This window comes from Caproiciproducens sp., assembly GCF_053840905.1.
Genome location: NZ_JBNLXQ010000006.1, coordinates 37,438 through 57,452, shown reverse-complemented (window position 1 = coordinate 57,452; position 20,015 = coordinate 37,438). Strand labels below are relative to the sequence as shown.

The 20,015-nt window shown below is 55.8% G+C and carries 17 protein-coding genes; 11 read left to right on the top strand and 6 right to left on the bottom strand.

Annotated elements, in window-relative coordinates:
- Positions 1-42: 42 nt before the first annotated feature.
- A complete protein-coding gene (locus tag ACQGQ5_RS07620; protein WP_455735931.1) occupies positions 43-1,140 on the top strand; it encodes a hypothetical protein in 1,098 nt (365 codons plus the stop codon).
- 99 nt (positions 1,141-1,239) lie between these two features.
- On the opposite strand, the gene ACQGQ5_RS07615 is transcribed toward ACQGQ5_RS07620, so the two are convergent.
- The 6 genes from ACQGQ5_RS07615 to ACQGQ5_RS07590 form a co-directional block, all read right to left on the bottom strand.
- Entirely contained in the window at positions 1,240-1,497 is a 258-nt protein-coding gene (locus ACQGQ5_RS07615; RefSeq protein ID WP_444658845.1) for an HPr family phosphocarrier protein, read from the bottom strand.
- A 6-nt stretch (positions 1,498-1,503) separates the two neighbouring features.
- Positions 1,504-2,412 carry a 1-phosphofructokinase gene (gene pfkB / locus ACQGQ5_RS07610; RefSeq protein WP_455735930.1) on the bottom strand — a complete coding sequence of 303 codons (909 nt, stop codon included), beginning with the start codon at positions 2,410-2,412 and terminating at the stop codon, positions 1,504-1,506.
- A gap of 135 nt (positions 2,413-2,547) precedes the next feature.
- A complete protein-coding gene (locus ACQGQ5_RS07605; protein WP_455735929.1) occupies positions 2,548-3,813 on the bottom strand; it encodes a zinc-binding dehydrogenase in 1,266 nt (421 codons plus the stop codon).
- Between the two features lie 41 nt (positions 3,814-3,854).
- The gene (locus ACQGQ5_RS07600) at positions 3,855-4,307 is read right to left on the bottom strand and encodes a PTS sugar transporter subunit IIA (protein WP_455735928.1); all 453 of its coding nucleotides are present in this window, start codon (positions 4,305-4,307) and stop codon (positions 3,855-3,857) included.
- A gap of 34 nt (positions 4,308-4,341) precedes the next feature.
- Positions 4,342-6,435: a BglG family transcription antiterminator gene (locus ACQGQ5_RS07595; protein ID WP_455735927.1), complete on the bottom strand. Its 2,094-nt coding sequence runs from the start codon at positions 6,433-6,435 to the stop codon at positions 4,342-4,344.
- Between the two features lie 87 nt (positions 6,436-6,522).
- Positions 6,523-7,908 carry a PTS mannitol transporter subunit IICB gene (locus ACQGQ5_RS07590; RefSeq protein ID WP_455735926.1) on the bottom strand — a complete coding sequence of 462 codons (1,386 nt, stop codon included), beginning with the start codon at positions 7,906-7,908 and terminating at the stop codon, positions 6,523-6,525.
- 518 nt (positions 7,909-8,426) lie between these two features.
- Between ACQGQ5_RS07590 and ACQGQ5_RS07585 the strand changes: the two genes are divergently transcribed.
- From ACQGQ5_RS07585 to ACQGQ5_RS07540, 10 genes are all read left to right on the top strand, one after another.
- Positions 8,427-9,320, top strand: a complete 894-nt coding sequence (locus ACQGQ5_RS07585; protein WP_455735925.1) for a DNA-3-methyladenine glycosylase family protein — start codon at positions 8,427-8,429, stop codon at positions 9,318-9,320.
- Positions 9,321-9,421: 101 nt separating this feature from the next.
- Complete coding sequence (gene fba, locus ACQGQ5_RS07580; protein WP_455735924.1) at positions 9,422-10,360, top strand: class II fructose-1,6-bisphosphate aldolase; 939 nt, start codon at positions 9,422-9,424, stop codon at positions 10,358-10,360.
- 248 nt (positions 10,361-10,608) lie between these two features.
- A complete protein-coding gene (locus ACQGQ5_RS07575; RefSeq protein ID WP_455735923.1) occupies positions 10,609-12,681 on the top strand; it encodes an elongation factor G in 2,073 nt (690 codons plus the stop codon).
- A 93-nt stretch (positions 12,682-12,774) separates the two neighbouring features.
- Positions 12,775-13,410, top strand: a complete 636-nt coding sequence (locus ACQGQ5_RS07570) for a DUF4830 domain-containing protein (RefSeq protein WP_455735922.1) — start codon at positions 12,775-12,777, stop codon at positions 13,408-13,410.
- 83 nt (positions 13,411-13,493) lie between these two features.
- Positions 13,494-14,231 carry a pseudouridine synthase gene (locus ACQGQ5_RS07565; RefSeq protein ID WP_455735921.1) on the top strand — a complete coding sequence of 246 codons (738 nt, stop codon included), beginning with the start codon at positions 13,494-13,496 and terminating at the stop codon, positions 14,229-14,231.
- Positions 14,232-14,469: 238 nt separating this feature from the next.
- The gene (locus ACQGQ5_RS07560; protein ID WP_455735920.1) at positions 14,470-15,582 is read left to right on the top strand and encodes an ABC transporter ATP-binding protein; all 1,113 of its coding nucleotides are present in this window, start codon (positions 14,470-14,472) and stop codon (positions 15,580-15,582) included.
- A 327-nt stretch (positions 15,583-15,909) separates the two neighbouring features.
- Positions 15,910-16,995 (top strand): PucR family transcriptional regulator, encoded by a 1,086-nt coding sequence (locus tag ACQGQ5_RS07555; RefSeq protein WP_455735919.1) that lies wholly within the window; start codon positions 15,910-15,912, stop codon positions 16,993-16,995.
- A 220-nt stretch (positions 16,996-17,215) separates the two neighbouring features.
- Positions 17,216-17,905 carry a cell division ATP-binding protein FtsE gene (gene ftsE / locus ACQGQ5_RS07550; RefSeq protein WP_444660298.1) on the top strand — a complete coding sequence of 230 codons (690 nt, stop codon included), beginning with the start codon at positions 17,216-17,218 and terminating at the stop codon, positions 17,903-17,905.
- On the top strand, positions 17,895-18,809 hold the full coding sequence (gene ftsX / locus ACQGQ5_RS07545; protein ID WP_455735918.1) for a permease-like cell division protein FtsX: 915 nt from the start codon (positions 17,895-17,897) through the stop codon (positions 18,807-18,809). Before ftsE ends, ftsX begins: the two co-directional genes overlap by 11 nt.
- Positions 18,799-19,992 carry a murein hydrolase activator EnvC family protein gene (locus ACQGQ5_RS07540; protein WP_455735917.1) on the top strand — a complete coding sequence of 398 codons (1,194 nt, stop codon included), beginning with the start codon at positions 18,799-18,801 and terminating at the stop codon, positions 19,990-19,992. The genes ftsX and ACQGQ5_RS07540 overlap by 11 nt, the downstream gene beginning before the upstream one ends.
- Positions 19,993-20,015: the final 23 nt, after the last annotated feature.

Genomic DNA, 20,015 nt, shown 5'->3' with positions numbered 1-20,015 from the left:
TCTCCGCCCGTGAATAGGTAAGATTCAGGAGGTACGGCAATCATGATCGTCACAAGACATAGTATTCCGCGAATTTTTATAAAAAAACGGGTTTGGGCAGCTGCCGGCATCCTGCTGCTGGCGCTTCTTCTGATCGTTTCCGTTGTAAAAAGCTGCGCCGGGCAGAAGGGAAGGCTGAGGGAATACGCGCTGGAAACGGTGTCGGAGGATTTCAGGCCCCTGGTTTCACAGGTGCTTCTGCGTACCCCGCAGGGGGAACAGATCAACACGAAGCTGCTGTACGCCGTCTACATCACCCTGTTCGACAACAGCCGGTACCCGGACAAAAGCGACGTGAGGGAACGCCTTGTAAAATGCTTCTATAGAGAGGAAAAGGATACGCCCGTGCCCCTTGAGGATACGGACGGGATTTTTGAGGGGATCGAGCTGGAATTCGGCCTTTCGGTCGACAGCGCGCAGAGAAAGTCCATTGCCGGCATGAGCGCGGAGCTGACGCCCGGGTACGTCGATTCCGTTTCCCTGCTGCAAAAAAACCTGAAAAGCGGGGACGGGCGGAAAAACAATATCGGCCTTGCCAATTTCGCCTGGAACGCGCTGGCCTGCAAGAGCGGCTACGTTTACGGGGCGGTCGGCCAGACGATCCGGATGCCTTTTCTGCAAAAACAGCAGCGGCGGTTCGACGGGGTGGACCGGGCGGACCTGAGCGGGGAGCAGGTCAACGCCATCTACCTGAATTTCGGGGGGAGGCCGGGCTTCGACTGCAGCGGGCTGATCAAGGCGTACTGCTGGCTGGACGAGTCGACGGGGGAAATCTCCGCAAAGCGGCCGGGCGCTCTGCCGGACTGTACGGCGGACGGCCTTTTCGAATCGGCCGAAGTCAGGGGCGATATTTCCGCGATGCCGGACACCCCGGGGCTGGCGGTCCACAGGAGCGGCCACATCGGCGTTTATGTCGGCGGGGGCGAGGTGATCGAGGCCAGGGGGAACCGGTACGGCGTTGTAAAGACCGAGCTCGCGGGGCGCGGCTGGGAGCATTATCTGCAGGTGCCCACCCTTACCTATGTCAGGGACGGAACCTACAGGATACAGGACCGCAAGGTCGTTCTGTGCGGCGGCAAAATTGCGGATACGGAGGAATAGAGCAAGAGACCGGCTCCAATGCGGAAGCATTGGAGCCGGTCTCTCCAGATGGAAGGAATTGTGCGTGAGATGGAGATATCATCATGAAAACTTGTAATCTTATAAATTTGCCTTAAAAAAGGCCTGAATATCCCTGACTGTCTGCTCCTCGTCGGAGCCTTCCACCGTAACCGTAACCTCTTCGCCCTTTTTGGCCGCAAGGCTCATAACGGAAAACAGTTTTTTTGCGTTTCCCTTTTTCCCGCTTTTGCCGATGGTGACTTCCGAGGCGTGCTTCTGTGCTTCCAGAACCAAAAGGCCGGCGGGTCGGGCATGGATTCCTTCTTTATCCTGAATGACATAGCGGAACTCTTTCATCTTTTTTCACCCCTTTATTGTTTTAAGCAGAACGGAAACTTCTTTTCCGGTCGCGAGGTTTTCGGAAAACGCGCTGGCGCTGCCGGCGGCGATCCCGGTATGGAAGGCTTCGAGAAGGCTCCTGTTTGCCAGGTATCCCGCCAGGAAGCCGGCCACCATGGAATCCCCCGCGCCGACGGTGTTGACAACCCTGCCCCGCGGGGCCGCGCTCTGGTAAACGCCGCCTGTCTCACTGACAAGGATCGCGCCGTCGCCGCCCAGCGACACAAGGATGTTGCACGCGCCCAGCGCCTGAAGGTCCCTGCAGGCCAGGATGATTTCTTTTTCGCCTTTCAGCGCCCGTCCGCTCAGCTCTTCGAGTTCCTCCCGGTTGGGCTTGATCAGAAACGGCCGGAATTTCAGGACATTCAGGAGAAGCTGTCCGGTGGCGTCCACCACAATGCGGATCTTTTTTTCCTGCAGCCGATCCATGATGGTCTCATAGGTGTCGGCCGGCAGGGAGGAGGGAATGCTTCCCGCGAGAACGAGGATATCTCCGTCGGAAAGGGAGCCGAGCTGCAAAAACAGCTCGCCGACTTTTTCCGGGGGGATGGGCGGGCCGCCGCCGTTTACCGCCGTTTCGCGTTTGGAGCGGATTTTCAGGTTGATACGGGACAGTCCGCCGTCCAGCCGGATGAAATCGGTGCTGCAGCCGAAGGACCGCACGCCCCGTTCGATTTCATCCCCGGTAAATCCGGCAATGAAGCCGAGCGCCGTACTGTCGATCCCAAGGTTTTTCAGCACAATCGAGACGTTGATCCCCTTTCCGCCGCTCAGAATCTTTTCACCGCTGCTCCGGTTGATTTCGCCCTCGCGAAAATCCGGGACATCCGTGATGTAATCGAGCGCGGGATTAAATGTTACGGTATAAATCAATGGTGTGTACCCCCGCAGTCTCAGGCAGACGATAAAACCGCGCAGCCGCAAAATTGTTTTACATTTTGCTTCCTGCGTTGGCTGCGCTTGCACGATTTCCCGACGCCTGACATTTTAAGTTCTGTGGATCAGTTTTCAGCCGTTCAGCCCGTAATGCGCAAACAGAATCTGTTCCGCTTCGCTGTTCCACAGGCCGCTGTGCTTTTCGCAGCTGTCCGCCAGCTTTTTGAACAGCTCATCCTTTTCGCCCAGGGCGCGGAAATCGTCGATGGCTGTCAGCGGCAGGTTGATATGGGTATAAATCAGCTTTTTGCCGCCGGGGATGGAGGGCAGGTTTTCGGTTGCGTCGGCGACGCAGTCCAGCCCGCCCACATGGGTGACCATCACCGAGGGGTTGACGGTTCCGGCGGCGGACAGGTCGAGCGCTTCCACAAGGTCGTCGGTGTTGCCGCCGGTGGAGCCCATGATGTGGGTGCTGATGTAATGCGTGTTATACATATTGATATTGGCGGAAAACTTGTTGTCCGTCGGGCCGGCGAAGAAATTGAGGCAGCCGTCAAAGGCAAGCAGGCTGTCCGCCTGTTCTACCAGGGGACGGATGGGCGCCATGACGAGGATGTCGTCGTAGCCCTTGCCGCCGGTCAGCGCTTTCAGGCCCTCGAACTGGTCCTTCAGCTGGTTCGGATTGACGTATTTCAGCGTTACGCCCTGCGCGGCGGCCTTGGAAACCGGGACCACCTTTTCCGCGCGCGCGATGCGGTCCTCGCTGACGTCGGTCACAACGACCAGGCGGGGCTTTTTCTCAAGGCAGATGGCGTATTCCACCGCGCCCAGGCCCATGGGTCCCGCGCCGCCCATGATCAGGAGCGCGCCGTTTTCCCTGACGCCGGAGGCGTGGTCGTAATTATGTTTATTGGTGTGGTAGTTGGAGTGGAAGCCGCCGATGATACAGGACATCGGCTCGCCGAGCGAGGCCTCAAAGTAGCTGGGGCCGCTGTAGTGCAGCAGGCAGCCCAGCTCCATCACCTCGTGCGGGATGATGCAGTAGGTGCAGTCCCCGCCGAAAAATTCGTAGGAATAGCCCGGGGAGTTGAGGCTCCCCTTGTAGTTCAGGGCGGGCTGCTGGGCGAATTTTTCGCCCGGGGTGAATTCCTGCTGCCACTTTGCCCCGACCTTTACAATGTCGCCGGCAAATTCATGCCCGACGATCACGGGATTCGTGTCGATATTCTGAGGGGCGCGCTTATGCTTTTTCCCCTGCTTTACCAGCTTATAGGTGGACATGCAGATACTGTCGCTGACAACCTTGACCAGGATTTCGTCGTCCTTTATTTCCGGCAGCTCGAATTCCTCAAGCCGCAAATCGTCTGCTCCATACATTCTGACTGCTTTCGTCTTCATAGTAATTCCTTTCTCCGGCCCGTGCGGCCGGGGGCCAAAATTCAATCGCCGCTGAATAAACGGTAGATCTGATCGGCGTCCCCGCCTTTTACAAGGGCCTCCACCTTCTCCGGCGTATCCAGCTTCTCAACAATATTCCTTAAAATTTCCAGATGCTCGTCTCCGACCGCGGCGATGCCCACCACAAGGTAGACGGTTTCGCCGTCCCAGGGAATCCCTTCCGGATACACCATGACCACCAGCCCGGAGGATGCGATTTCCTTCTTCACTTCGCTTTCCCCGTGGGGGATGGCGATGCTGTTGCCGATGCAGGTGGAGAGCTTTTTCTCTCTTGAGAGCATGCCGTCGACGTAGGGCTTTGCAACATAGCCGCTTTCGACCAGCCGCTCTCCCGCGCGCCGGATGGCTTCCTCTTTGTTTTCGGCGCCGCAGTTCAGGATAATGTTCCGCTTCATCAGAAGCTCCGGCTTTTTTGTGCTTTTCTTAAAAAACATAATGTATGTACCACCTTCTTTGAATGGACCGGTTTCACAGGTAGAGCTCTTTGATCTTCTGCGCAAAGTAGCCCTCCAGGATCTCCTGTATTTTTGCGTAGGAAACGTCCCGGTCCCCGGATTTGAGCGCGTTCAGAAAATTTTCGTCTTCAATCAGCGCGCTGCTGAGCTTCCCCATCATCTGGCTGTTTTCCTTCCCGTCGGAGCCCGTGGGGATGAGCATGACGACCGCCAGTACGGCGCCCTTTAAATATTCGCTGCAGAAGGGAGGATGATTGGGCAGGATCACGGAAAACACCGGCTTGCTTACGCCGCCGGTCCTTGCGTGGAGCAGGGCGAACTGATAGCTGGCAACCACCTGGGAACTGATTTTCTCCCTGGCGAGAAGATCGTTGAAAATCAGCCTGCGGTTTGTGTCGCTGTCGCCGAAGAGCCGGCTTGCCTGATTGACAAGCTCCGCGAACCGGATGTTCTCGTCCGTGTACGAAATCCCGAACCGGGAAAGCACGGACTGGATGTTTTCCGCCATATCCCAGGTTTTGTGCAGGTGGCCGGAGGAGCTTCCGTTCTTCGTTTCAGGCGGGAGCTGGCCCGTTTCCACATAGGCGCGGCGGTTGATCTCTTCGCGTATCTTTTCCAGATCCTCATCCGTAGGCAGGGGGCTGACCAGCAGATACGGGGACGGAACATCCCTGAGGGGGAAGGAAGAGACAAGGATATCGATATCCGGCGGGACCCCTTCGTCCAGATCCTCCTGCGCGTAGGTCTTTACCAGAACGTCCGCCTTGAACGTGTTTTTGATGCGGGAGGACATCAGATAGGAAATCCCGATTCCGCTTGCGCAGACGACGCCGATGGTGACGACCTTGCGCCGGAGCTTTCGCTCTTTCAGGCGGATGACCGCCGCCCCGAAATGAGTGGCAAGGTAGCCTGTTTCCGCGTCGGGTACGGCAAAGCCGTAGCTTTCCCAGATGACCTGCGCGGCCTTTTTGCTTTTTTCAAAGATATCCGGATACATGGCGCGGATCTGGTCCAGCATATTGTTCTGGATGGCCATGTTGTGCTTGAGCCGGATCAGGGTGGGGTCCAGGTGGACAATCAGCCCGCTCAGCAGGACCTCATCCGTTTTCAGCTCCTGAGCCATTTCCGGGTCGAACCGCTCGATCATCCGGTAAATCATGCGGATCAGGTCATAATGGTCGATAAAGAAATCGTCGTCCGGATTCTGATCGATATATTTTTGTTTGGCGCTTTTGATATGAATACAGATATATGCCCTTTCCTCGTCGCAGATTTTGAACTGGAAAGAATCCTCCAGCATATCCGCGATGGTGTCGGCGAGCACATAGTCCTCGGTCGCTTTCAGTTTTTCGATGGTTTCCGGTTCCATGGAGATGGTTTTCTGCCTGATGATTCTTTCTGCCGCGATGGAAAGATAGATGACCAGCCTGAAGCGGGAGGATTCCGTGAACCGTTCCAGCTTCCTGCTCGGAATCGTTTTCAGCGCGGAGACTACCTGATTGAAAATTTTGGCATCCAACAGAGGATAAACGTCTATTTGCCCGGCCGGGTTTCCGTTGGTACCGGAAGAGGTGTCCCAGTATTCCTCCCGGTCGATATTTTCATAAATAAATTGGGAAAGCGCCCGGCGGTAAGCTTCCTCGGTGCCTTCCAGAGCAACACCGTATCCCTGCCGCCGGGACAGATCCAAATCGTTTTCCCGGAACCAGTCAGCAATGACGTCCATGTCATTGCTGATGGTCCCTTCACTGACCTTGAACAGATTTGAGTAATAGTAAAGCTTCTGTACGCTTTGATTTTTCAGAATCTCCAGAATCAGGCGTTTCCTTCTGGATTCTTTATCCATGGGTTCCGGTTCCTCTTCACTGAGCAGCGCCTGGGCAAATCTTTCCCTGTCCTGTTCGCTTCCCTCCAGCCGGATCCCCACCCCTGACTTTGCGTTGATTTTCAGGTGAAAGGCGCGAAGCTGGGAGTCGACGTTTTCCATATCGCGGAAAAGCGTCCGTTTGCTGGTGTTCAGCAGGGAAGCAAGCTCGCTTACGGAAACGGGCTCCGTATTTTTCAGTAAAATACGGAACAAATGATTTAAACGCGGTGTAAAAGTCATTTGTAACCCCTCCTGATACCCAATGGTACTATTTTTTGCGCGCTTCGTATACCGTGTTTATGTACGGATTGAAACCGGTTTTCTTTGCTATATTGCCGAAGCGAGGCCGCCCAGCTGATTGACCAGCTCGTCATACTCCGGCGCCGCCATAAAGTTGGTAATGGTTACGAGCTGCGCGTTCGGAACGACTTTCTTCACCCGTTCCATCAGCTCGTGATGGGTGACGACGATCTGAACGTCGCGCGGAATGTCTTCGATCGCGGAATGGAGGACCTGAATGTCCAGGCCGGCTTCCTTCAGTTTTTTGCTGAGAACGGTTGCGCCCATTGCGCTGGAGCCCATGCCCGCGTCGCACGCGAAGACGATTTTGCTTACGTTGACTTTGCGCAGGGCGGGCGCGGCTTTTCCGGATTTTCCGGCCTTCATTGCCTTTACCTTGTCTTTGGCTTCGTCAAGGTCGTCTTCGTCCTTCGCCGTTGCCTTCAAAAGTACGAACGAAAGCGCGAAGCTGACCGCCGCGGCGCAGGTTACGCCGAGAATGGTTCCCAGGAAGCTGCCCCTCGGGGTCATCAGCAGGAACGCGATGATGCTTCCGGAGGAAGCGGCCGCGACCAGGCCCGCGCCGAGGATTCCCTCAATAAAGGAACCGGTGATGCCGCCGGCGATGACCGCAAGGATCAGGATCGGGTTCATCATGACATAGGGGAAGTAGATTTCGTGGATGCCGCCGAGGAAATGGATGATCACGGCGCCGGGAGCGGAGCTCTTCGCCGTGCCTTTTCCGGCGATGCAGTACGCAAGCAGCAGCCCAAGGCCGGGGCCCGGGTTTGCTTCGAGCATAAAGAAGATGGATTTGCCGACCTTGCCGGCTTCCTCAATTCCGAGCGGGGTCAGGATGCCGTGGTTGATCGCGTTGTTGAGGAACAGGACCTTCGCGGGCTCGATAAAGATCTGCGCCAGCGGCAGCAGGCCCGCCTTTACAAAGAAATCAACGCCGGCGGCCATGCCGTTGGTCAGAGCCACGCACAGCGGGTTGATCAGCAGGAACGCGATGATCGCGAGGATGCCGCCGATGATGCCGGCCGAGAAGTTGTCGACGAGCATTTCAAAGCCAGCTTTGACCTTGCCCTGGATCGCTTTGTCAAACTGCTTGATGCAATAGCCGCCCAGAGGACCCATAATCATAACGCCGAGGAACATCGGGATGTCCGCGCCGATGATCACGCCGATCGAGGCGATGGCGCCGACAACGGCGCCCCTTTGTCCGCCGACCATACGGCCGCCCGTGTAGCCGATCAGGAGCGGGAGCAGATACTTCAGCATCGGGTCCACCATCGTCGCAAGCTTTTCATTCGGCGTCCAGCCGGTGCCGATAAACATTGCGGTGATCAGGCCCCAAGCAATGAAGGCCCCGATGTTCGGCATGACCATGCCGCTTAGGAATCTTCCGAAGCTTTGAACTTTTTCTTTCATTTTTACTCCGCCTTTCAACAATAGTTCCGAAATATTTCTGATATGATTATAAGCCGGAGCGCTATACTTTCTCAAGAGAAACAAAAACAGATTTGGCACACGGAAATGATGCCATATTTTAATAACTTCTATAATATATTTTGTGCAATCCGCCGAACTCGGCTTTTGCAGGGTCAAGAAATCCCCGTGGAATCCCGTTTTGAAGCGCCAAAAAATTCAGGACGGGCCGCCGCCTTTTCGGCCCCTATACAGGGAGCGGCTGGAATATGCGCCGCTTTTTTCCAGGCGTGGAGCCATTTATACACACAGTATTTGCAGAAGTTTACATAACGTCGTGGAATACTCCCGATTCTCTGTTGAAAACTCTGTTGAAAATGTTAATAAGTGTGGAAACCGCCCCGTTTTCCCGGTTGTGAATAGGAAATGTATAAATCATTATGTCAACCCGCCATTGAAAACTTTAAAAACAATCAGTATTCTAACCTTTACCCGATTGTGCTATAATCATTTTGAGATGTGTGCGGACGATCAGGCGGATTCCCTTTTTCCGACAAGCTTTTCGGTACTCCCGCGGCGAAAGGCTTTTCCGCGCAACGCTTTGGAAGGGGGACGGACCTACGGGGAAGAAAACAGACAGCTTCGACCTGGAGCAGACGCTGGACTGCGGGCAGTGCTTCCGCTGGGAAAAGCAGCGGGACGGCTCGTACACGGGCGTCGCCTCCGGCAGGATTTTAAATATTTCTGAAGAAAACCGGGAGCAGGCGCTGCGGGACCCCTTCTGGCAAAATTATTTCGATCTGCCGCTCGACTACGGGAAAATCCGGGAGGATCTGGCGGCAGGCGACGCCGCGCTGGCCCGGGCGGCCGGATTCGCGCCCGGCGTGCGGATCCTGAATCAGGAGCCGTGGGAGGCGCTGTGTTCCTTCATCTTTTCCCAGAACAACAATATCCCGCGGATCAAGGGGATCGTGGCGCGGTTCTGCGCCGGCTTCGGCGAAAAGATCGGGGAGGGCTTTTTCGCCTTTCCGAAAGCCGAAAAAATCGCGTGCCTGCGGGAAGAAGAGCTTGCGGAAATCCGCTGCGGGTTCCGCGCCAAATACATTCTGAGCGCCGCGCGCAAGGTGGCGCAGGGCGAAGTCGACCTGGAAGCGCTCAAAACCGCGCCGCTCCCCGAAGCCCGCGAACGCCTGATGACGATTCACGGCGTGGGGCCGAAGGTGGCGGACTGCACCCTGCTTTACGGGCTGCACCGGCTGGAGGCGTTTCCGATGGACGTGTGGATGAAGCGCGCGATGCGGGTGCTGTTTCCCGGCAGGGAGCCGGAAAGCTTCGGCCGCTACGCCGGGATCGCCCAGCAGTACATCTTTCATTACAGCCGCAGCAATCCGGCGCTGTTTGAAAAGGACGCCTGAACGCCCGGTTTAAGGGGATTTTGCGGGTTGTTAAATTAAATCTTTCCCTTTCCCTTTTTTTGGGATATAATAGTCTTATCATACATTGGGAGGTAATTACCATGCCATTGGTCAATACAGTAGAAATGTTCAAAAAAGCATATGCCGGGGGATACGCCGTCGGCGCGTTCAACGTCAACAACATGGAAATTGTTCAGGGTATTACCGAGGCCTGTCAGGAACTGAAAGCGCCGGTCATTCTTCAGGTTTCCGCGGGCGCGCGTAAATATGCGAACCACACCTATCTGACAAAGCTTGTCGAAGCGGCCGTAATCGAAAACCCCGATATCCCGATTGCCCTGCACCTAGACCACGGTTCTTCCTATGAGCTGTGCAGGGACTGCATTGACGGCGGATTTACCTCGGTGATGTACGACGGTTCCTCCAAGCCCTACGAGGAAAACGTGGAGGAAGCCCGTAAGGTAGCGGAATACGCGCACAAATACAACGTGACCGTCGAAGCCGAGCTGGGCAAGCTGGCCGGTGTGGAGGACGACGTAAAGGTGGAGGACGACAAGGCCCAGTTCACCGACCCGGACGAGGTGAAGGACTTTGTCACGCGCACCGGAGTGGACTCCCTTGCGATCGCGATTGGGACGAGCCACGGCGCTTATAAGTTCAAGCCGGGCCAGAAGCCGAAGCTCCGCCTGGACATCCTGCAGGAGGTCGCCGACCGTCTGCCGGGCTTCCCGATCGTGCTGCACGGCGCTTCCTCCGTTATTCCCGAGTTCGTACAGCAGATCAACCGGTACGGCGGGCAGATGCCGGACGCCATCGGCATTCCGGAGGAAATGCTCCGCGAGGCCGCGAAGATGGCGGTCTGCAAGATCAACGTGGACTCCGACCTGCGCCTTGCCATGACGGCGAGCATCCGCAAATATTTCGCGGAAAATCCGAGCCATTTTGACCCGAGACAATACCTTGCTCCCGCACGCACGGCAATCAAGGACATGGTAGCGCATAAGATCACTGCCGTTCTGGGCTGCGCGGGCAAAGCATAAAATAGTTCGTTTCCATGTAAAAAGGTCCGTCCGGTTTCCGGGCGGGCTTTTTTACGTTTGCGGCCGAAAAACGCCCGTTTTGGCCGCGCGCGGCGGCAAAAGGGCTTTCCGGGGCGGATTCTTGCCTGAAAAGCTGAAATTTTAGCAATTTGGGATTGTAATCATTGTAAAAACAAGCTATAATTATCGTAAATTTGGTTGCACAATTGTATGGTTGTAACAATCAATCCCTGAAAGGAGTATCTATAATGAAACAGTATCATGCAAAGAACATTCTCAACATTGCAATTGCGGGACACAGCGGCGCCGGGAAAACCAGCATCGCGGAGGCTATGCTGTATCTGTCCGGCGCTACCGACCGTTTTGGCAAGGTCGGCGAAGGAAGCACCGTCTGCGACTTTGACCCCGAAGAGATCAAAAGAAAAATCACCGTGACGACTGCGGTGGCCCCCTTGGAATGGAAGAATCATAAAATTAATCTGATAGATGCTCCGGGCCTTTTCGATTTTGAGGGCGGCATGTGCGAGGCGGTCCGCGCGGCGGACTCCGTCCTGATCGCCGTCTCCGGCAAAAGCGGCGTGTCCGTGGGTACGGAAAAGGCGGTGGAAGCGGCGAACAGGCGCGGCCTTGCGAAAATTTTCTTTGTCAACGGCCTGTGCGACGAAAGCGCGCGTTTCTACAAGGTGTTTGAGGACCTGAAGGCCAGCTTCGGCCCGTCCGTCTGCCCCGTTGTGGTTCCGTTCATCGAGGACGGCAAGGCGAACATCTACATCAACATGCTGGAATACAAGGCCTACGATTACCAGAACGGCAAACCGGTGGAAGTGAAGATGCCGGACATGGGGACCCGGCTGGAAGGGCTGCGCACCGCGATTTACGAGGCCGTAGCGGAGACCAGCGACGAAATGTTTGAAAAATATTTTTCCGGCGAGCAGTTTACGCCGGAGGAAGTGATCGTAGGCGTCAGCAAGGGCGTGAAATCCGGCGCGATCAGCCCGGTGTTCTGCGGGGACGCGCTGCTGATGAGGGGGATGGAGCAGTTTTTGGACGGTCTGACCTGGCTGGCGCCCTCCGCGGAGGAAAAAAGCGGGGAAATCGGCTCGGACGTGGACGGCAACCCGGTGGAGCTTTCGGTCAATGACGACGCCGCAGCCGCCGCAATCGTGTTCAAGACCATCGCCGACCCGTTTATCGGAAAGCTGTCCTACCTGAAGGTGATTTCCGGGAAAGTGGCGACGGATTCCCAACTGCTCGATATGCGCACGGGAAACGTGGAGCGCATCGGCAAGACGGTCATGATGCGCGGCAAGAAGCAGGAGGACGCCCCCTGTATAGGCGCCGGCGATATCGGCGCGGTTCTGAAGCTGCAGGGCGTCAGCACGGGCGACACGCTCTGCTCTCCGGCAAGAAAGGTCACGCTGGAGGGGATCACTTACCCGAACGCCACGCTTTCCATGGCGGTGGTGCCGAAGAATAAGGGCGAGGAGGATAAGGTCGCACAGGGGATTTTCCGCCTGGTGGACGAAGATCCCACCATTCGGTTCACAACCAACGCGGAAACGCATCAGATGATGCTGTCCGGTATGGGCGAGCAGCATCTCGATATCATCATTTCCAAGTTGAGGAATAAATTCGGCGTGGAGGTCACGCTGCAGAAGCCGCGCGTGCCTTACCGCGAAACCATCCGCAAGAAGGTGCAGGTGCAGGGCCGGTACAAGAAGCAGACCGGCGGACACGGGCAGTTCGGCGATATCTGGGTCGAATTTGAGCCCTGTGACAGCGAGGGACTTGAGTTCGGCGAACGCGTCGTGGGCGGCGCGGTGCCGAAAAACTTCTTCCCCGCGGTGGAAAAGGGCTTGCGCGAGTCCATTTCGAAAGGGCCGCTCGCCGGATACCCGGTGGTCGGGTTAAGGGCGACGCTGTACGACGGCTCGTACCATCCGGTGGATTCCTCCGAAATGTCCTTCAAAATGGCGGCGAACCTCGCTTACAAGGCGGGGATGCCGATCGCGAACCCCGTGCTGCTGGAGCCGATCGGCACGCTGCAGTGCACGGTGCCGGACGCCAACATGGGCGATGTCATGGGCGAGGTCAACAAGCGCCGCGGCCGCGTGCTGGGGATGAACCCGGCGGAGAACGGCAGGCAGATCGTGGAAGCCGAGGTGCCGATGGCGGAGATGCACGATTTTACCACCTTCGTGCGCCAGTCCACCCAGGGCAGGGGATCGTTCACCTTTGATTTCTGCCGTTATGAGGAGGCCCCGCCGCAGGTGGCCCAGAAGGTGATTGAGGAAGCGAAGGCCGCGGAAGCGCAGGAATAACAGACGAATGTAAACAGCCGCCGGAAACGGGGGCTGTTTTTGCATTTTTTTCCGTCTCCCCGCATATTTATCTTTATACAAGGGGGCGGGAATATGTTTATTTTTTCGATTAAGGCCGGCAGAAAAAAGATCCTGATCGGTCTGGCGGCAGTTTTACTGGTGGTGACCGCGGCAATCGTTGTGACGAAGCTGTTCCGTTCCGGACCGGCTGCTTCGGCCGACGGGAAGAAATATACCCTTACCGCGGGCTCGAACGACCAGCGCGTTTCCTTTTTGAAACAGTTTGGCTGGCAGGTGAACACCGAACCGATTGAAGTGAAGGACGTGGCGATTCCGGCGCAGTTCGATGACGTCTATCTCCAATATAACAATATCCAGAAAGAGCAGGGGCTTGACCTGACCCCATACGCGGGGAAAACCTGCAGGCAGTGGATCTATGCGGTCACAAACTATCCGCAGGAGACCGAGGTAAGGGCCACTCTGCTTGTCTACGACAACAGGGTGATCGGGGGAGACCTGAGCACCGTCCGGCTTGACGGCTTTATGGCCGGTTTCACCGGGGAGAAGAGCAGCAACGATTACGGGGAGTCGATCCAGGAGAATCCCAACGCGGCCTCCGCTGATCCGAACGCCGCTTCCGCGGACCCGAACGCGGCCTCGGCGGACCCGAACGACGCGGCTGCCGCCGCCGCTTCTGAAATCCCGGCGAACGCCTGGCCCACGGACTGAACGGGCGGGGGCAAAATCCGCATTGACCGGCGCGCCGCAATCGTTTAAACTAAAGGGACAATGAAAACACGGGGGATGAGCAAATGAGCATGGAACGGCTCGACAAAATACTGGCTTCGCAGAACCTGGGCAGCCGCAGGGACGCCGGGGCGATGATCCGCCGCGGCGTTGTTGCGGTGAACGGCAGCGTGGTCAGAAAAGCCGACTGCAAGGTGGACACGCAGTCCGACGGGGTGACGGTGAACGGGGAACCCCTGAATTTCCGGGAGTTCCTTTATCTGATGATGAACAAGCCCGCCGGCGTGCTTTCCGCCTCCCGGGATACGCGGGCGCGGACCGTGGTGGACCTGCTGCCGCCGGAGCAAAGGCGGCGCGGGCTTTTCCCCGCGGGGCGGCTGGACAGGGACACCGAGGGACTGCTCATCATCACCGACGACGGGGCGTTCGCCCACCGGATGCTCGCGCCGAAAAGCCATGTGTACAAGCTCTATGAGGCGGTTCTGGCCCGCCCGGTCGGCCCGGAGGACGCCGCCGCGTTTGAAAGCGGGGTGGAGCTGAAGGACAGGACGTGCCTGCCGGCGCGGCTGGAGGTTCTGGAGGACGGGGAACGCCCGCTTGTCCGCGTACAGATCCGCGAGGGGAAGTTCCACCAGGTGAAGCGGATGTTTCTGGCGCGCGGCAACGAGGTGCTGAAGCTCAGGCGGGTACAGATTGGCGGGCTGAAGCTGGATGAAAAGCTGGCTCCGGGAGCCGCGCGGGAGCTGGACGAATGGGAGAGATCCGCCGTTTTCAGCCAATCTTCGCTATCCAATATATACTAAATTCAGGACCCGTTTTTGTGTTTTATCAGATTTCCATAATTCTAAAACGCAAAGTTTGGATAAAAAACGGCTGTTAATCCCCGGTCGCATCTGTTATCATGAATGTACGAAATGAGAAACGGTTTGATTTTACAGCAGGCCGTTGTTCCCCAAGTACCCATTGGGTTTCTTTCCCAATGGGAATGAAAACGCTGTGGGAACCGTTGAGACGAACAGTATGAGATTCAGGAGGATTATGATGGCAAACGTTACGTTAAAGCATATTTACAAGGTCTACGAGGGAGGCGTGACCGCGGTTACGGATTTCAACCTGGAAATCGCGGACAAGGAATTCATTATTCTGGTCGGTCCGTCCGGCTGCGGAAAGTCCACTACCCTGCGGATGATCGCGGGGCTGGAGGAAATCAGCAAGGGCGAGCTGTATATCGGGGAGACGCTTGCGAACGACGTTGCGCCGAAAGACCGCGACATCGCAATGGTGTTCCAGAACTACGCGCTCTATCCCCATATGACGGTTTTTGACAACATGGCTTTCGGCCTGAAAATCCGCAAGGTGGCGAAGGACGAAATCAAGCGCCGCGTGGAAGAGGCCGCCAAGATTCTGGACATCTCCCATCTGCTCGACAGAAAGCCGAAGGCCCTGTCCGGCGGCCAGCGCCAGCGTGTCGCGCTTGGACGCGCCATTGTCCGCGACCCGAAGGTTTTCCTTCTGGACGAACCCCTTTCCAATCTGGACGCCAAGCTGCGCGCGCAGATGAGGACGGAAATTTCCAAGCTGCACAAAAGGCTGGGCACCACCTTCATTTATGTAACGCACGATCAGACCGAGGCCATGACCATGGGCGACCGCATCGTGGTGATGAAGGACGGCTTTATCCAGCAGGTCGATACGCCGCAGAACCTGTACGATTACCCGGTAAACGAGTTTGTGGCCGGCTTTATGGGTTCCCCGCAGATGAACTTTATCGACGCGGAGGTCGAAAACAGGGACGGCCGCTTCTTCCTGAAATTCGGCGAATACAGCGTCGCCGTTCCCGAAGGGAAGGACAGGGACGGCGTGCTGAAGGATTATGCGGGCAAAACGGTTGTGTTCGGCATCCGCCCCGAAGACGTGCACGACGAGCCGGACTTCCTCGCAAAGGCGACGGAAGGCATCGTAAAGGCCGGGGTGGAGGTAACCGAGCTGATGGGCGCGGAAACTTATCTGTACCTGAGCTGCGGGAACAGCGACATTACGGCCAGGGTGGAGCCGACCTCCACCGCCAAGACGGGCGACACCATCGAGATCGCCTTTAACCTCCAGAAAATGCATCTGTTCGATAAGGATACGGAAAAGACGATTCTGAACTGACGGGCCTCCCTCACGGAAGGCGGCTTTCCCTTGACCGTCTTCCCGCGATTTTTCGCCGTCCAACAGTTTTCCGACATTCTTAGGGCCGTGTTCACACGGCCCTTTATTTTTATAGAGAAAAATAAAAACGATTTTCTCCCGACAGAGAAGCGGGCAACAGGCAAAAAAGGGAATTTTATCCCCAAATTTCCCCCGAAAATGATATTTTTTTATTTTATGTTCAATACATAGTTGAAAAATGCGTTGAATTTATGTAAAATGTATGTAGCATACTATAATATTTCAGCAGATTACACAAGTTATATTTATATAAAGTGAGGGAGAGCTATGTCAAATAGATTATTTCAGGGAGTTATCCACCAAATGCGCGACGCGATCGACCGTACGATCGGTGTGATTGATGAGACCTCGGTTATCATAGCTTGCAGTGAGCTTGGCCGCATCGGCGAGGTGAACGACAGCATTACCGCCGAGATTCTGGCGACGCCGGGAACTTTTGTGGTCAACGGCTATACTTTTAAGTCGTTCGGCAGCCGCCCAAGGCCGGAATACGCCGTTTTTGTTTCCGGCAGCGATCCGGAGGCCGGCCGCTACGCTTCCCTGCTGGCTGTTTCACTGAGCAGCATCAAGCAGTATTACGATGAAAAATACGACCGCAGCAACTTTATCAAGAATGTGATTCTGGATAATATCCTGCCCGGCGATATCTATTTGAAAGCACGGGAGCTCCGCTTTAACGCTGATGTGAACCGCGTGTGTATGCTGATTAAGATTACGAACAAATCCGATATTTCCGCTTACGATGTGGTACAGAACCTTTTCCCGGATAAAAACAAGGATTTTATCATCAATATTAACGAAAACGATATCGCGCTGGTCAAGGAAATCCGCGCCGGCATTGAGCCGAAGGACCTGGAAAAGCTGGCGAGCTCCATTGTGGATACCCTTTCCAGCGAGTTTTACACCCACTGCGTGGTCGGAATCGGCACCACGGTGACCGGAATCAAGGACCTGGCCCGCTCCTTCAAGGAAGCCCAGGTCGCGCTGGAGGTCGGCAAGGTGTTCGACACCGAGAAGCCGATCGTCAGCTACGACAACCTGGGGATTGCCCGCCTGATTTACCAGCTGCCGACGACGCTGTGCGACATGTTCCTGAAGGAGGTCTTCAAGCGCGGCTCGATCGAATCGCTGGACCACGAGACCCTGTTCACCATTCAGCGCTTCTTTGAAAATAACCTGAACGTTTCCGAAACCTCCCGCAAGCTGTTTGTCCACAGGAATACGCTGGTTTACAGGCTGGAAAAGATCAAGAAGATCACCGGTCTGGACCTGCGCGAGTTTGAAGACGCCATTGTTTTCAAGGTCGCCCTGATGGTCAAGAAGTATCTTTCTTCCAACCCAGTTAAATTCTGACAGGAAATGAAAAAAGAAATCAAAAATATTACAGATTTATTACAATTTAATTCTATAAAGAAACAATAAATCCGCCGCCCGTTGGTATTATGTAAACATGCCAATGGGCTTTGGTTTTTTTGGCTTTTTATGGTGAATTTTGTGGGAAACGAATCCTTGTCCTGATCTTTCATTGACTCAATGAAAGATCAGTATGAATGAATTTGATGGAGCGATTACATTGATAGAATTTCAGAATGTAAGCAAAACATATTCCAATGGGACAAAAGCGCTCAAGGACGTGAACCTGAAGGTGGACAAGGGCGAGTTTGTCTTTATTGTCGGCTCTTCCGGCGCGGGGAAAAGCACCTTCCTCAAGCTGATTATGTGTGAGGAGAAAGCCAGCGAGGGCGAGATCACCGTCAACGGCAGAAGGCTTTCCACGCTGAGGAAGCGGGACGTGCCGTATATGCGCCGGACGATGGGGATCGTCTTTCAGGATTTCCGGCTGATCGACAATATGACGGTGTTCGACAACGTGGCGTTCGCCATGCACATCGTGGGGGCGACCAACAGGGAAATCCGCAAACGGGTCCCGTATATCCTGAGCCTTGTCGACCTTCAGAACAAGGCGATGTGCCATCCGGCTGAGCTTTCCGGCGGGGAGCAGCAGAGGGTCGGGCTTGCGCGGGCGCTGATCAACAATCCCAAGCTGATTATCGCGGACGAGCCCACGGGCAACATTGACCCCGCCCTTTCCTTTGAAATTGTGGACCTGCTCAACGAAATCAACCGCCGCGGCACCACCATCCTGATGGTGACGCACGAGCATTCGCTGGTCAAGCACTTCCACCGCAGAGTGGTGGAAATCCACGGCGGAAGCATCGTGGCGGACACCGCTTCGCAGAAGGAGGCGCGCCATGAGGATTAACGGGCTGGGGTACCTCATGAAAGAGGGTATCAAAAACATCTGGAACAACCGCACCATGAGCTTTGCGTCCGTCGGAGTGCTGATCTCGTGCCTGCTGCTGACGGGCGCGGCGGTGCTTTTTTCCTATAATATCGATTCCGCGATGAAAACGCTGGAGGGCAACAATTCCGTCAGGGTCTATATGACGCAGGACCTGCCCACGCTTTCCGCCATCAAGGTCGGGGAGGAAATCAAAAAGCTCGACAATATCGAGACCTGTGAATTCGTGCCGAAGGACGACGCCATCCAGCAGTATATGGATATTCTGGGCGACCAGGACGGCACCATGCTGCAGGGCATGACCGGGAAGGAAAACCCGCTGCCGGACGCTTTCAAGGTTTCGTTCAGGGACCTTTCCAGGTATAAGGAAACCGCGGCGCAGATCCAGAAGATTTCCGGCGTCGCGAGCATCAACGATTATTCGGACGTGGCGCAGAAGCTGACGAATCTGGACCGGATGATCACCATGGTGGGCTTCTGGATCATCCTGCTGCTCAGCCTGGTTTCCCTGTTCATTATTTCCAATACCATCCGGGTCACTATGTTTTCTCGGCGGGTGGAGATCAGCATTATGAAGTCCGTCGGCGCGACGAACTGGTTCATACGCGTCCCGTTCATTGTGGAGGGCATGACCATCGGAATCCTTTCAGGGCTGATTTCCAGCCTGATCCTGCTTTTGCTCTACAATAAAATGATTACCTCCATTACCTCCATTATGATGTTTTCTCCCGTTGACATACAGCCCCTCGCGTGGAGCATTACGCTGGCGTTTATTCTGGCCGGAATGCTGTTCGGCGCGGTGGGCGGAGTGATTTCCATCAGCAAATACCTGAAGAAGGAAGGAGGGGAGATCGTTGGCTGGTAGAAAATGGGTCAAAGGAATGCTCGCCGTCGTTCTGGCGCTGGCGATGATTTTTGCTCCTCAGACGGCCATGCCGGCGTCCGCCGCCAAAAGCCTGAGCCAGCTGCAGAAGGAGCAGACCGATCTGAAGAAAAAGCAGGCGGAGGTTGCCGCCAGACTGAAAACGCTGAAAGCGGACAAGGCCCAGAAGCAGCAGTATAAAGCGGCGCTGGACACGCAGGTAAGCACCGTGCAGAGCCAGATCGACGTTTTGAATCAGCAGATCAATACCCTGGACGCGGACATTTCCCAAAAGGAATCGCAGATCGCCGATAAGCAGAAAAATATCGACGCGAACTACGAACAGCTCAAGCAAAGGCTGCGCGCGCTCTATCTGACGGGCGAGGCGTCCAACCTTGAAATTATCCTCAGCGCCAAAAGCGTGGTGGATCTTGCGGATAAAACGGAGGCGATCCAGGCCATTACCACGCACGACACCCATCTGATCAATACGCTGAAGTCCGATATGGACGGCATTAAGGCGCAGAAATCGGAGATTGAGGCGAACCGCAGGAGCGTTGCCGAAGCGAGGGTGACGCTGGACACAAAGCAGGGCGAGCTCACTTCGCTGGTCAATGAAACCAAGGCGGTCCTTGCGGAGATTTCCCAGAACGAATCGAGCGCCAACCAGGAAAACGCAAAGCTGGCCGAACAGCGCAAGAAAGCGGACGCCGCGATCGACCAGTGGTATAAGGATTATTACGCTTCCCAGAAAGGGACCGGCGGCAGCGGCGGTTACGTGAGCAAGGGCAACTTCGGCTGGCCGCTGCCGGGCGTTACCAATATTACCAGCGGCTACGGCTACCGTTGGGGCAGCCTGCACAAGGGAATCGATATTTCCTCCGCCGGCGTTTACGGCAAGCCGATTGTCGCGGCCGACTCGGGCAAGGTGATCATGGCGGGCTGGGGCAATTACGGTACCGGCTACGGCGGGTACGGCAACGTGGTGGCGATCGACCACGGCGGCGGGTACTCCACGCTGTACGGCCATTGCAGCAGCGTGGCGGTCAGCAAAGGACAGACGGTGAAAAAGGGACAGGTGATCGCCTATGTCGGCAACACCGGGGATTCGCAGGGAGCGCATCTTCATTTTGAAATCCGCGTGAACGGCGTGGCAAAGAATCCGCTGAACTGGTTCAGCAGATAGGCGGAAGCAAAATCCAGAATAAG